The organism is Roseateles sp. FW305-36 (assembly GCF_058787015.1).
This window is the reverse complement of the sequence record NZ_JBYSZK010000020.1, coordinates 48,219-60,672: the sequence shown is the minus strand read 5'-3', so window position 1 is coordinate 60,672 and position 12,454 is coordinate 48,219. Positions and strand designations below refer to the sequence as shown.

Annotated in this window: 12 protein-coding genes; 2 read left to right on the top strand and 10 right to left on the bottom strand. The window is 66.3% G+C overall.

Features of this window, described 5'->3' with window-relative positions; translation table 11 throughout:
* Window positions 1–332: 332 nt before the first annotated feature.
* The 7 genes from AC3WOE_RS27395 to AC3WOE_RS27365 all read right to left on the bottom strand — a co-directional run bounded on the left by AC3WOE_RS27395 (window position 333) and on the right by AC3WOE_RS27365 (window position 8,017).
* Window positions 333–1,460: an ABC transporter substrate-binding protein gene (locus AC3WOE_RS27395; RefSeq protein WP_492695104.1), complete on the bottom strand. Its 1,128-nt coding sequence runs from the start codon at window positions 1,458–1,460 to the stop codon at window positions 333–335.
* A gap of 266 nt (window positions 1,461–1,726) precedes the next feature.
* Window positions 1,727–2,788 carry a ComEC/Rec2 family competence protein gene (locus AC3WOE_RS27390; protein WP_492695102.1) on the bottom strand — a complete coding sequence of 354 codons (1,062 nt, stop codon included), beginning with the start codon at window positions 2,786–2,788 and terminating at the stop codon, window positions 1,727–1,729.
* 304 nt (window positions 2,789–3,092) lie between these two features.
* Window positions 3,093–3,575, bottom strand: a complete 483-nt coding sequence (locus tag AC3WOE_RS27385; RefSeq protein ID WP_492695100.1) for a GNAT family N-acetyltransferase — start codon at window positions 3,573–3,575, stop codon at window positions 3,093–3,095.
* A 222-nt stretch (window positions 3,576–3,797) separates the two neighbouring features.
* Window positions 3,798–4,580: a GH12 family glycosyl hydrolase domain-containing protein gene (locus AC3WOE_RS27380; RefSeq protein ID WP_492695098.1), complete on the bottom strand. Its 783-nt coding sequence runs from the start codon at window positions 4,578–4,580 to the stop codon at window positions 3,798–3,800.
* A gap of 187 nt (window positions 4,581–4,767) precedes the next feature.
* Window positions 4,768–6,066, bottom strand: a complete 1,299-nt coding sequence (locus AC3WOE_RS27375; RefSeq protein ID WP_492695096.1) for a hypothetical protein — start codon at window positions 6,064–6,066, stop codon at window positions 4,768–4,770.
* Between the two features lie 78 nt (window positions 6,067–6,144).
* Window positions 6,145–7,110: an Lcl domain-containing protein gene (locus AC3WOE_RS27370; RefSeq protein ID WP_492695095.1), complete on the bottom strand. Its 966-nt coding sequence runs from the start codon at window positions 7,108–7,110 to the stop codon at window positions 6,145–6,147.
* A 13-nt stretch (window positions 7,111–7,123) separates the two neighbouring features.
* Window positions 7,124–8,017: a LysR family transcriptional regulator gene (locus tag AC3WOE_RS27365; RefSeq protein WP_492695200.1), complete on the bottom strand. Its 894-nt coding sequence runs from the start codon at window positions 8,015–8,017 to the stop codon at window positions 7,124–7,126.
* Window positions 8,018–8,153: 136 nt separating this feature from the next.
* Here AC3WOE_RS27365 and AC3WOE_RS27360 point away from each other — a divergent pair, with 136 nt between their 5' ends.
* Window positions 8,154–9,332, top strand: coding sequence for an acyl-CoA dehydrogenase (locus AC3WOE_RS27360; RefSeq protein WP_492695093.1), 1,179 nt, complete (start codon window positions 8,154–8,156; stop codon window positions 9,330–9,332).
* 77 nt (window positions 9,333–9,409) lie between these two features.
* Entirely contained in the window at window positions 9,410–9,859 is a 450-nt protein-coding gene (locus tag AC3WOE_RS27355) for a YybH family protein (protein WP_492695091.1), read from the top strand.
* A gap of 9 nt (window positions 9,860–9,868) precedes the next feature.
* On the opposite strand, the gene AC3WOE_RS27350 is transcribed toward AC3WOE_RS27355, so the two are convergent.
* The 3 genes from AC3WOE_RS27350 to AC3WOE_RS27340 form a co-directional block, all read right to left on the bottom strand.
* Window positions 9,869–10,654, bottom strand: coding sequence for a glutaminyl-peptide cyclotransferase (locus AC3WOE_RS27350; protein ID WP_492695089.1), 786 nt, complete (start codon window positions 10,652–10,654; stop codon window positions 9,869–9,871).
* A 4-nt stretch (window positions 10,655–10,658) separates the two neighbouring features.
* Window positions 10,659–10,997, bottom strand: coding sequence for a low molecular weight protein tyrosine phosphatase family protein (locus AC3WOE_RS27345; RefSeq protein ID WP_492695087.1), 339 nt, complete (start codon window positions 10,995–10,997; stop codon window positions 10,659–10,661).
* A 73-nt stretch (window positions 10,998–11,070) separates the two neighbouring features.
* Window positions 11,071–12,453, bottom strand: a complete 1,383-nt coding sequence (locus tag AC3WOE_RS27340) for a TolC family protein (protein ID WP_492695085.1) — start codon at window positions 12,451–12,453, stop codon at window positions 11,071–11,073.
* Window position 12,454: the final 1 nt, after the last annotated feature.

The window sequence follows — 12,454 nt, the reverse complement described above, 5'->3', positions numbered from 1 at the left end:
TCAACTGCGGCTCGCAGGGCGCCTGCGGACGGGGACGCCCGCAGGCGGCCATCCGTCAACGCGGCGCAAGGTACCACTGAGATACCAGTAAATGGAAGAGGGAAAGCGGCGGGTGTGCAGAGCACCTTTTGGGACTCGCCGGCAGGCAACTTCGGTCTTCTGGATTGGCTGGATTTACATAGTTGCAATACCAGCGGAACAGGCGCGCTGGCTACGCCGTGAATTGGTGCGATACCAATTGAATGCCAAAATGGCCAAGCCGTGTGCGCCAACGCGCTAAGCAAAAGGGGCGACCCCACGGTCACCCCCTAGAAACGAAGGCTGCGGAAGGGCTAGCGCCTGAACTTCCCGTTCTGGTCCACGATGGCCAGGTCCACATAGTCCAGGCCGGTGTGGTCCTTGGGGCCGTAGCCCAGCTCGATGCCGCCCAGGTCGTAGCGGCTCATGTTTTCCAGCGCGTCGCGCAGGCTCTGGCGCGTGGGGTTCTTGCCGGCGCGCTTCAGGCCTTCCACCAGCACCTTGGCCGACACATAGCCCTCGACGACGGTCGGCGTCAGGTCCACGCCGGCCTTCTGGGCGGCCTCGGAGATCTCCTTGATGATGGGTTTGGCGATGGAGCGTTCGTAAGGGAACACCTGGCTGACGATGACGCCGTAGCCGATGGGGCCGAGGTCCTTGATGAAGCCCATCGAGGCGTTGTTGGACAGGGTCACCAGCTGGGCCGTCGAGCCCGCGTCGCGCACCGCCTTCATGCCCTGCACGACGGCCGTGCCCGAGCCGATGAACATCACCGCCTGGGCCTGCTTCTCGACCAGCTTGGGCACGATGGCGCTGAAGTCGGGCTTGGTGCGGTCGTATTTCTCGTGGACCACGGGCTTCTTGTTGGTCTTGGCCAGGCCCGCCATGGCGCCCTGCACAGCGTCGTCGCCGAAGGAGTCGTTCACCTGCACGATGGCGATGCGCTCCATGCCGATCAGGCTCAGGTGCTCGATGGCCCGCTCGGCCTCGCGCTGGTAGGTGGCGCGCACATTGAAGAGCCACGGGTGGACCGGCTTGTGCAGCACCATGGCGCCGGTCGACGGCCCCACCAGCGGCACCTTGTGCTCGCTGAGCAGCGGCATGATTTCCTGGGTATGCGGCGTGCCGCGATTCAGGAACAGCGAGATGACCCCCTGGTCGATCAGCTGCTTGGCATTGGTCGCGGCGATCTTGGGATCGAACTTGTCGTCCAGCGACACCAGGTTGATCTTCTGGCCGTTGATGCCGCCGCTGGCATTGACGATGTCGAAGTAGAGCTTGGCGCCGCGCGTCGCCTCACCCACGCTGGCCGCCACCTGGCCGGTGTGGCCGGCCGTCTGGCCGATGGTGAAGTCGGCGTGGGCGGTCGTCGCGAAGCCGGCCGAGAGGGCGGCGAACAGCAGGCTGCTGGCGAGCTGGCGGAGGGAGGTCTTGCTCTTCATGCTGGTTGTCTCCAAGAGGCCCCTGGATGCGGCGGGCTCTTGTCGTGACGCTCTAGGCGGCCTGCGCGCGGGTGTGACATTCAAGCATGGGGCGTGTGTCGGTGGCGCGTGGCGGGCGTGTGGACATCACGTATGCGCGAGGGCGGTTCCCGGGGAGGTTGGGTGGCGGGCCTGTGCCGTAGGCGTGCTCGGGGCTTGAGGTTTAAGCCCTGACCCCCAGTAGCCCTCGCGTAAATATGGATGCCCTGCCAATTGTCTGGTAGTGCCTATATAAATTCAATGAGTCCAGAAAGAACGCTCCCGGTGGTTGCTTTCTTTATTTGGACATTGTTCTTTAGAACATGATTTGTGTAGTATGAAGTTACTTCCTCTCTATCTAGTAGATCGATTGTTTCTTGGTGTGGATGGGGATCTTTGGAGCGGCCAAAGATGCCGTTGTTGTGGCTGATGATGGCGTGGCTGGGTTTTATTGCATCGATAATTTTCTTTGACAGATTTTCTCGGCTGCCGTGGTGAGGTATCTTTAGGAATTTGCTTGAAATGTCGCCATGGCTGCCGATGATCCGCTCGAATGCATTGAGGTCGGCATCGCCTGTAAAGAGCCAGTGGTCGTTTTCATGCTTATGCCTGAAAACAATACTGGCTTCATTGGAGGTTAATTCCAGATTTCTGGTTAAATAGTAAGATATATTTTCAACTGTTGCGCCATCTAGGGATTGGCTCAGGGCAATGAAAAATTTGTGCACGAATTGTCGAGCGACATTCTGGTATTCGGCATCGATTCGATTGTCTTTAGGGGTGATCGGAGAAGTGTAGTTTTCAATTTCCTCTCGGGGAAGTTCTATTCCCAGGTTGGAAAGAATGGCGAGTGCTTCGGCAATCGATGTGTTGGTGTCTGACGCCGCCGACAACGAGGAGAAATCGGCTGGATGCTTGGGCGGATTCAAGGCCTTTGCATGTTTGCAAAGGTAGTCGCCATCCCCGATCAATTCGAAGTTCAGCTTCTCTATTGATTTCCAGTTGATGGGTTTTGTTTTTATTTTGGTTTTCCCTTTTAGAAATTTAAATATGCTAGAAATTTCAGGAAGAAAATATGGAATGTAGATCTTTTCTATTTCTTTGTTCTTAATAAGTGCAGGCAGGCCGCCAATGTGATCTGAGTGCGAATGGGTTATCAGTATATTGATGCGGGGCGCCGCAATTTTTTCAAAGACCTTCGCCGCCGTTGGCCCTGTATCGATGACTAGTGGAATATCGGTCCATATGCAACCGCTGCTTGGCTGAAGGATAAGTGAGTCTCCCTGGCCAACATTGATGACTTTGAGCATGGTGATCCTTTTGTGTCCCTGGTGCCGCATATCTGCAAACTTGCATTTACCGCGAGGCGAATGATGCCGGGCAGCAGTCACCTAGAAGTAGAAGGGTTTGCACCGACGGCGTTGTTAGCCGTCGTCCGTAACGCAGGCTGGGGAGGATTGGGATCGGTCGATTGGTATCAACTCGTCAATCTGGATCAGGGGCAGGTCCGAAGTCTGAAGCCCAGTTGCTCCAACTCGGTGTTCTACAAGTCGCGCCATGCGCGCGCGTTCAGGCGGCAGGCGGCCTATGTCATCGCCCTCGCCGGCACCCGCTTCAAACGTCAAGGCCCATCAAGTCCAGCGCCTCGACGCTCTGCGCGCCGAGGCTTTTGTAGAACTGCGACGCACCGGTATTGCGCCGGTCCACCGTCCACACCAACTGCGCTGCCGCCGCGCTCGCCGCGATTTGGCGCGCGGCCTCCACCAGCGCGGCCCCGATGCCAAGGCCGCGAGCGCTCGGGCTGACGAAGAGGTCCACGATAAACAGCAGCCGGCGGGCCGTGTCGGTGTCGTAGCCCGGGTGGTGGAGCAGGTAGCCGACGACCTGGGCATTGCGTTCGGCCACGAGGCCGCGGAAAGCCGGGTCGGGGCCGAAGCCGTCGCGTTCGAGGGCCGTCGCGTTGAGGGCGAGCGGCGTCGTGTCGCCGAGTTCGCGCATGTGCTGGGCGAATTGCTCGGCCAGGGCGGCGATGGCGGGAACGTCGGCGCGGCAGGCCGGGCGCAGCGTGAAGGTGGCGGTGGGGTGCTGGGGGCGCATGTGAGCTTCGAGCGTTACGAGGTCAGCCCGCTCGGCTCCGGCGCATAGCCGTGCGGCCTCGCGACAGCTGTGAGGCTGACGTCGGAGGTGGTCGGCGCGGCGGGCAGTGTGCTTACACCCGGGTGATGGCGCGGGGATCGGGGTCAGGTCTTGAAGCAAAAGCCCCGCCCCGGCCAGTGCTCGTCGGAAGGCCGGCGCCCCCTGGCGCCGTGCCCGTCCCGCCTACTTCACCGTCACCGAGAAGTTCTTTGACCCAAAGTTCATCCCGCCGGACGACGACGTGATCTCGAAGCCGTACTGCACATCCCCCACCACCAGGTCGCTCATCCAGCCGAGGTTCTTCAAATAGTTGAGGATGGCCAGCACGTCGATGCTCGTGTTGTTGGTCTTGGTGGTGCGCAAAAAGGAATACACCATGTTGCTGCCGTTGTTGCCGCGGTAGACGTTCCAGGTAGCGCCGCCCACGTTCACGTTGGTGTAGACGGGAATGGCGCAGCCGGCGGAGGTCCAGTTGTAGGAGATGGGCTTGACGTTGCCGCAGCCGGCCGCGGTGCCGGTGTAGTTCAGCCACAGCATGATCTCGTGGGCGTTGTTGCCCACCCAGATGTCGTAGGCGGATTCCCAGGCGCCGCCGGACGGCGTGGTGGCGGAGATGGTCGACGACAGTTGCGACAGCGAGCTGATGGTGCGGTTGACTGTGTAGCCGATGTGCGGGTACGACTTGATGCCGCCGGTGTTGGGCTGCTCGGACCAGACGCCCCAATCGGCATTCGTGTTCGCCCAGATGGTCTGCGCGCCCGCGGCCACGCCGCTGCAGGGCGACCAGACGTCGTTGTTGAAGCCGTATTTGCCGTAGGTCCAGGTGGCGAACAGGTTGGTGGCCGAACAGGACGCCGTGGCGGGCGAGGAGGCGGCCCAGGTGGCGGCCTGTGCCCCCGTAGAGGCGAGAGCCAGGGCGACGAAGGCGGCAGTTGCGCCCAACGCGCGGCGGATGGATTTCTTCATATGTCTCCGGTGTCGTTTGATTGATCGAATGATTGAAGGAACACGCCCGCGACGGCCGCCATGGCAGCGTTGTCATCGGGTGAATTAATTCGAGCGCCGAACAATTAGTTCGACCATCGGGCTTACCCGGGCCGCCAACCCGGGCTGCGGGACGTGGATCGCACCCGGCAGCGCGGAGCGCCTGCAGCTACCAGCTGCCCTGGAAGGAGTTCGCGCTGAACCGGCTGTCGCGCGTGACGGCGCCCATGTCGACGAACTCGAAATCCGACGCCTTCAGCGTCTTGAGGTTCTCGAGGGTCGCGTCCTGCCACTGCGCACTCGGCTCGCCCTGCACATAGAGGTCCGACCCGATGTCGGCCACATAGAGGCCATAGCGCTGCATCGCCACCGCAACCGCCTTGGCCTGGGCGCTCCACGAGGCTGGTGGCACAAAGCTGGCCTTCAATCGCATGACGGCGCCGAAGGGCACGCCGCCTGTCGTGGCGCCACCCGCGTCGTGGCGGGCCGGCCAGACATGGCTGCGCGCAAGCACGCTGTCGCGCAGCGTGACGCGCAAGGCATGGCGGATCTCGCCGGCGCTGGCCTCGGCGGCGCGGGCCAGCAGCGGCAGGATGGGCAGGCCGGCCGCGTCGCCCGAGGTCCAGGTGTCGGGGCGCATGGCGTTGCTCTTCAGGTCCCAGGCGGCCGTCGAGTAGCTGTACCACTGGCCATTGAGCTGGTAGCTGGCATAGCTCTCCCACAGCCGGCAGAAGCCTTGCTCGACGGCGAGGACGTGGCGGTCGCCGCATTGCCGGGCGTCGTTGCAGGCGCCGCCCTCGGCCTTGATGAGCTCGTCGCGCGGGAAGGGGAAGCGCCGGTAGGGCGCGCTCATCGTCGTGCAGTCGCGCTGGAGGGCGTAGAGGTTGTCGCCGGCCGGAATGGCGCAGTCGCTCTCGTCGGGCGCGCCGTCGCCGCTGCCCGCGCGCGGGTCGGTGGGGTTGAAGGAGACGAGGGGCCAGTACGTGGTGGCGATGGTGCCGTCGACGACGTTGTAGGGAATGCCGTAGTAGTCGGCCGTCTGCTGCGGGTTGTCGTTGCTGCCCCAGTCGGGGTGGAAGGCCCGCGTGGTGCCGATGTTGGCGATCCACGTCGCGCTGCTGGCATGCACGGGGAAACGCTGTGCGTCATCGATGCGCGTGTTGAAGACGGCGGTGGCGGGGAAGACGTCGCAGCCACCGATCTGCGGCGCGGCGCCGGGGCTGGGTGCGGGCGCTGGGGCCGGCGCAGGCGCAGGTGAAGGAGCCGGTGAGGGCGCGGGCGTGGGTGCCGGCGTAGGAGCCGGCGCTGGCGGAGGGGGCGCCGGTGTCGGCGCGGGGGTGGGTGCAGGCGAGGGCGCCGGGGCCGGTGCAGAGGAGCCGCCCCCGCCGCAGGCCGTCATCATCAGTCCCACCGAAGCGGCCAGCAGCAGTCGCGGGCCGAGCTTGTTGTTCTTGTCCTGGATTCGCATCCGCCAGTGATATCGCCAAATGACCCGCGGAGCTGCAATGGATGGTGACAAGTGCAGCCCGGCGGCCGGGCGAAGACGCTAGCGCTCGTCGGCGAGGTAGCGGTAGACGTAGTGTTGGCAGCCCTGGACGGCATAGCCGTCGAGGACGCCGCAGTCTTCGGTTCTCGCCGGCTTGTTGGCCTGGGCCCATTCGACGCCCTGCTTGAGCCGGGCATTGACGTTGGCCTTGACGCCTTCGCGGCAGCCGCGCTTGCGCTGGTCGTCGGCCATGGCCTCGCATTCGTGGCCGGTGAGCCAGTCGGCGTGCATGGCGTCGCTGCGGCCTTCGGCGAACCAGTCGGAGCGTGGGCGCGGGCGCAGCTTCAGGCTGGCCTCGGCATTCTTGAACTGCGAGCGGTCGATGGCCTTGGTGGCGCTGGACCAGAGGGACAGTTCCTCGGCCGTGGCCTGGCGCACCAGGCGCAGATAGGCCTCCTGGCGCAGCGGTTCTTCCACCGTGTGGCCGTTGCCGATGTCCACGCGCGTGCTGACGCGGCGCGCCTTGTGGATGGCCGCCGTGTGGAAGGCATGGCCCTGGCCGACGATGCGCTCGGGCTGCTCCTCCATCACCGGGAAGGCGATGGGGTCCAGCGAATAGCAGCAGCGGTCGGGCGCGGCGACGGACAGGCCCTGGAGTTCGTCGACGGTGGGCAGGCGCCAGGGCTCGCCGAACTGGGAGAAATGCTTCTCCTCGGCGTGTGCGAAGTCGACGTCGATCCAGGCCGCATCGCCCTTGCAGAGCGGCCCGACGCCATCCTGACCCAGCTCCGTGCCTTTGGGGCAGCGGTGCCAGACGAGCCGGGTCTTGCGATCCAGCACCATGCCCGAGGAGAAGTCGAGGACCACGTAGCGCGAGGTGTCCACCCGAGGGCCGGAGAGCCAGGCTTGGGCCTTCTTCAACCCGCCAAGGATGGCGAGGGCGACCAGGACGATCAGCACGGTGGCGAAGATCCACTCGAGCCTGGGTTTGGGCTTCGCGGGTGACGGGCGGCGCGCGGGCTTCATGGGGCGCGGCATCTTAGGGGGCGCTGCCGGCCGCCAGTGGGGGCATCGCGGCCAGGAACTTCTCCCTCAGCACGCCGGCCGCATCCTTGCGCCAGGCCGCAAACACGGCCGACGGCTCGATGGTCTCGGCCAGCGGCTTGAACACCGCCCCCTGCACGCCCGAGCGCTGGAAGGCCGCCGGCACGATGCTCACGCCCAGGCCTTGAGACACCAGCGACACGACGGACAGCCAGTGCCGGCCCTCGTGCTGCAGCCGCGGGTAGAAGCCGTGCTGGCGGCAGATCTCGACGATGCGGGCGTGGTAGTCGGGCGAGCCCTTGCGGGAGAACAGGATGAAGGGCTGGTCGCTGAGCGAGGCCAGCGGCAGTTTCTTAAGCTTCGCGCCCGGGTGGTTGGCCGGCAGGCAGGCGACGAAGGGTTCGCTGTAGAGGGGGGTCGACGCGAGTGCCGGCGGCAGGCGGTCGGTGTGGACCAGGCCGAGGTCCAGCTCCTCGCCGAGCAGGGCCTCGATCTGGTCCTGGGAGTTCAGCTCGACGACGACGACCTCGACCTTGGGATGGGCGGCCTGGAAGGCCTGCAGCCAGGCCGACAGGCCGTTGAACAGCGTGGAGCCGACAAAGCCCAGCCGCAGCCGCCCGACCTCGCCGGCCTGCACCTCGCGGGCCAGGGCGCAGGCGTCTTCGGCGCGGTCGAGCAGGGCCTGGGCGCTGCCGCGGAAGGTCTCGCCGGCGGGCGTCAGGCGCACGCCCTTGCTGTCGCGGTCGAAGAGACGGGCGCCGACGCTGGCCTCCAATTGCTGGATGGCCACCGACAGCGGCGGCTGCGAGATGGCCAGGCGCTGGGCGGCGCGGCCGTAGTGCAGCTCCTCGGCCAGGGCGATGAAATAGCGCAGATGGCGGAACTCCAGGGCGCGAGCGGTGTCGATAGGCATGGCGAATCGTCGAAGTCGTTTTCTGAATTGGACACGAATCGCGACGAGAGGAATACTGGGCGGATACGCGCGCGGCTTGTCGGCCGGCGAAACAACAGTCAAGGACACCACCATGGCCACCAAGGCAAGCTTTCACTGGGACGACCCGCTGCTGCTGAATGAGCAGCTGACCGATGACGAGCGCATGGTGCGCGACGCCGCCGCCGCCTACTGCACCGACCGCCTGCGTCCGCGCGTGCTGGAGGCCTTCCGCAACGAGAAGACCGACGCCAGCATCTTCCGCGAGATGGGTGAGCTGGGCCTGCTGGGACCGACCATCCCGACCGAGTACGGCGGCGCCGGCCTCAACTACGTGAGCTACGGCCTGATCGCCCGCGAGGTGGAGCGCGTGGACTCGGGCTACCGCTCGATGATGAGCGTGCAGTCGTCGCTGGTGATGGTGCCCATCAACGAGTTCGGCAACGAGGCCACCAAGCAGAAATACCTGCCCAAGCTGGCCAGCGGCGAATGGATCGGCTGCTTCGGCCTGACCGAGCCCAACCACGGCTCCGACCCCGGCTCCATGATCACCCGCGCCCGCAAGGTCGACGGCGGCTATGAGCTGACGGGCAGCAAGATGTGGATCACCAACAGCCCCATCGCCGACGTTTTCGTCGTCTGGGCCAAGGACGATGGTGGCCAGATCCGCGGCTTCGTGCTGGAGAAGGGCGCCAAGGGCCTGAGCGCCCCGGCCATCCACGGCAAGGTGGGCCTGCGCGCCTCCATCACCGGCGAGATCGTCATGGACAAGGTGTTCTGCCCCGAGGAGAACGCCTTCCCCGAGGTGCGCGGCCTGAAGGGCCCGTTCACCTGCCTGAACAGCGCCCGCTACGGCATCGCCTGGGGCGCCCTGGGCGCCGCCGAGGACTGCTGGCACACGGCGCGCCAGTACACCCTGGACCGCAAGCAGTTCGGCAAGCCCCTGGCGGCCAACCAGCTCGTGCAGAAGAAGCTGGCCGACATGCAGACCGAGATCACGCTGGGCCTGCAAGGCTGCCTGCGCCTGGGCCGCATGAAGGACGAGGGCACGGCGGCCGTGGAGATCACCTCCATCATGAAGCGCAACAGCTGCGGCAAGAGCCTGGACATCGCCCGCATGGCGCGCGACATGCTCGGCGGCAATGGCATCAGCGACGAGTTCGGCATCGCCCGCCACCTGGTCAACCTGGAAGTGGTGAACACCTACGAGGGCACGCATGACATCCATGCGCTGATCCTGGGTCGTGCGCAGACGGGCATCGCCGCGTTCTGACGCTCGGCGCTCGCTATGCCTAATGGCAGGGCGGCGGCAGGCCGGCATGCTGCGGTTCCTTCAACAGGAGACCGCCGATGACCAGCCGCCGCCACGCCCTGCTCGCTGCTGCCACGCTGCCCGCCGCGGCAGGGACCGCCACCGCTCAGGCCGGTTGGCCCAGCGCTGACGAGATCGCCAAGCGCGTCGAAGAAGCCCGAGCCACCGAGACCGCCTTTGCCGCGGCCTTCGCGGCGCGTGACGTGGCGGGCTTCCGGCGCTTCCTAGCGCCCGACACCATCTGGATGGGCAAGGCGCCCCTGCACGGGCCCGATGCCGTCATGGCGGCCTGGAACGGGCTGCTGACCTCGGCCAAGCCCCCCTTCAGCTGGGGACCGGATCTGGTGCTGGTGCTGCCCAGCGGTGATCTCGCCCGCACCTCCGGGCCGGTGATCGACCCGGACGGCAAGCAGGTCGGCCGCTTCCAGTCGACCTGGCGGCGCAAGCCCGCCGGCGGCTGGGAGATCGTGTTCGACTTCGGGACCTGAGCCAGCGCTTCAGCGCTGCTTGGTCAGCCGGATCTCGAACAGCTTGGGCCACAGCTTGCCCGTCACGAACAGGCGCTTCTTCTTGGCGTCGTAGGCGATGCCGTTGAGCACGGCGTCGGGGTTGGGGCGCTGGGCGCTGGGCAGCAGGCCGCTCAGGTCGATCCAGCCGGTCACGCGGCCGGTCTTGGGGTCGATGCGGGCGATGCGGTCGGTCATCCAGACATTGGCCAGCACCTCGCCCTCCACCCATTCCAGCTCGTTGAGCTGGTCGATGGGCTTGCCGTCGCCGGTCACGCGCACGCGGCGCAGTTCCTTGAAGGTCAGCGGGTCGAGGAAGCGCAGCTCGTTGCTGCCGTCGCTCATGACCAGCTCCTTGTCGTTGTGCGTCAGGCCCCAGCCCTCGCCGGGGTAGCTGAACTTGCGCCACAGCTTGAAGGTCTTGAGGTCGAGCACATAGGCGGTCTGCTCGGTCCAGGTGATGCCGATGAGGCGGTCGCCCCATTGCGAGATGCCTTCGCCGAAGACGTCTTGCGGCAGGTCCACTTGCTGCAGCACCTTGCCGGTTTCCAACTCGACCTTGCGGATGCTGGAGCGACCGCGCAGGCCGGTGCCTTCGAACAGGAAGCCGTCGTGGAAGAAGAGCCCTTGGGTGAAGGCGTCGGGGTCGTGCGGCCAGGTGTTGACGACCTTGAAACCCTGCACGGGCGTGGCGGCGATGGCGGGGGCGGCCAGGGCGGCAGCGAGCAGGGCCAGGGCCGCGCGGCGCGGCATCAGGGAGGAAAGAATCGAACGCATCCCGTCAGCCTAGCTGAAGCAGCGGGGGCACAGCTGTCTGCAGCAGTTCAACGAGTTCGGGGGCCATGAAGCGATAGTCGTCGGGGATGTCGAGCACATGCAGTTCTTTACCCGCCAGCAAAGTGGCGTGCTCCTGCATCAGCCGCGAGCGGTGCTTGCTCTCCATGACGAGGATGAGGTCGGCCCAATCGATGTCCGCGGCGCTGACCTGCTTGCGCGCGCTGGCGCTGGTGCCGGCCGAGCGCACGTTCAGGGCCGGGTCGCGCCTGAACACCTGCTCGGCCGTGGGGCTGCGCCACTGATTGCGGCTGCAGATGAAGAGGACGTTGAGCCGGTCGGTCACTGGTGCACCCTTCGGCCTTCGGCCTGTCCCGCCACGCGGGAGCGAGCTTGCTTGGGGCGGCCCGGCGCTGCGCTCACGCGCCGCCGAGTGACTTGAACAGCGCCGCCTGCCGTACCCATTGCTGCAGGCGCAGGTTGATGCGAGCCTGCTCGGCGTCGAGCACGCTGCTGCGGATCTGCAGCCAGTCGGCGCGCGAGATGGCGCCGACTTCGTAGCGCAGCTTGGCCAGGCGTTCGTTCTCGACGGCTTCCTTCAGCCGGCCGGCGTTGGCCTGCAGCTGCTGGGCCGAACGCTCGGCCTCGATGCGCTGGGTCTCGATCTCGGCCAGGGCCTTCTGCAGGGAATCGAGCAGGTTCAGCGCCGCGCTGTCGAGTTCGCTGCGCGCGCCGTCGCGCTGCAGGTTCAGGCGCTGCCAGTCGATCAGCGGCACGGCGAGGTTGGCGGCGAAGGAGGCCAGCGGCTGCGACAGCCAGTCGCTTGCCCGCGTGCCGCCCGTGCTCAGGCCGGCGGAGAAGCTCAGGCGCGGGTAGCGCTCGGCCTCGCTGACACGCAGTCGGGCCAGGGCCGTGTCCACGCCGAGGCGGGCGCGTTGCACGTCGGGGCGCTGGGCCAGCACGTCGGCGGGCTCGGCCAGGCGCCAGCGCGGCGGCGCGTTGGCGGGCAGGGCGGCCTCGGGCGAAGGGCCGGGCAGGGGTTCGTCGAGCAGCAGGGCCAGGCGCTGGCGCTGCAGCAGCTGGTCGGCAGCCAGGTCGGCCAGGCGCGACTCGGCGGCCTGGACGCTGACGGCGATCTTGTCGAGCTCGATGGGCAGCAGCTTGCCTTCGCGCACGCGGGCCCGGGTCAGCTCCAGCGTCTCGCGGGTGATGGCGAGTTGGTCTTCGGCCAGCGGCTTTTGCGCCCAGATGGCGGCCAGGGTCCAGTAGGCCTCGGCCACCTGGCTGCGGATCAGCAGGCGGGCGGCGGCGATGTCGGTGCGGGCGGCTTCGGCCTGGGCGCGTTGGGCGGCCGTGGTTTGGCCGAGGCGGTCCCACAGGTCGAGTTCGTAGCCGATGCCCAGGGAGGCGCCATAGCTGCGGCTCCAGCCGGTGGACGTGGTGACGGGCACCGTGACGCCGCCGATGTCGACATTGCGGGTGCTGCTCTGGGTCTCGACGGGGCGGCTGGCGTTGGCGGACACGCCGGCGCTGGGCAGCCAGCGCAACTCGCTCTGCTCGGCCAGCAACTGGGCCTGTCGCCAGGCCAGCGCGGCGCGGGCGATGTCGCGGTTGGCTTCCAGCGCGCGGGCCTGCAGGGCGGCGAGCTGGGGGTCGAGCAGGCCGGCCCAGTCGGGCGCGACATCGCCGCTGGCCAGGCTCCAGGCCGTGGGCGTGGCGACTTCAGGTGCCTTGATCGACGGGCCGAGGGCGCAGCCGCAGAGCAGCAGAGAGGCTGCAAGGGTGATGGCAGTCAGTTTCATT

Bases quoted from the DNA above. Each gene is read 5' to 3' on its own strand.
- AC3WOE_RS27395 (WP_492695104.1), bottom strand. From the start codon at position 1,460: ATGAAGAGCAAGACCTCCCTCCGCCAGCTCGCCAGCAGCCTGCTGTTC.
- AC3WOE_RS27390 (WP_492695102.1), bottom strand. From the start codon at position 2,788: ATGCTCAAAGTCATCAATGTTGGCCAGGGAGACTCACTTATCCTTCAG.
- AC3WOE_RS27385 (WP_492695100.1), bottom strand. From the start codon at position 3,575: ATGCGCCCCCAGCACCCCACCGCCACCTTCACGCTGCGCCCGGCCTGC.
- AC3WOE_RS27380 (WP_492695098.1), bottom strand. From the start codon at position 4,580: ATGAAGAAATCCATCCGCCGCGCGTTGGGCGCAACTGCCGCCTTCGTC.
- AC3WOE_RS27375 (WP_492695096.1), bottom strand. From the start codon at position 6,066: ATGCGAATCCAGGACAAGAACAACAAGCTCGGCCCGCGACTGCTGCTG.
- AC3WOE_RS27370 (WP_492695095.1), bottom strand. From the start codon at position 7,110: ATGAAGCCCGCGCGCCGCCCGTCACCCGCGAAGCCCAAACCCAGGCTC.
- AC3WOE_RS27360 (WP_492695093.1), top strand. From the start codon at position 8,154: ATGGCCACCAAGGCAAGCTTTCACTGGGACGACCCGCTGCTGCTGAAT.
- AC3WOE_RS27355 (WP_492695091.1), top strand. From the start codon at position 9,410: ATGACCAGCCGCCGCCACGCCCTGCTCGCTGCTGCCACGCTGCCCGCC.
- AC3WOE_RS27350 (WP_492695089.1), bottom strand. From the start codon at position 10,654: ATGCGTTCGATTCTTTCCTCCCTGATGCCGCGCCGCGCGGCCCTGGCC.
- AC3WOE_RS27340 (WP_492695085.1), bottom strand. From the start codon at position 12,453: ATGAAACTGACTGCCATCACCCTTGCAGCCTCTCTGCTGCTCTGCGGC.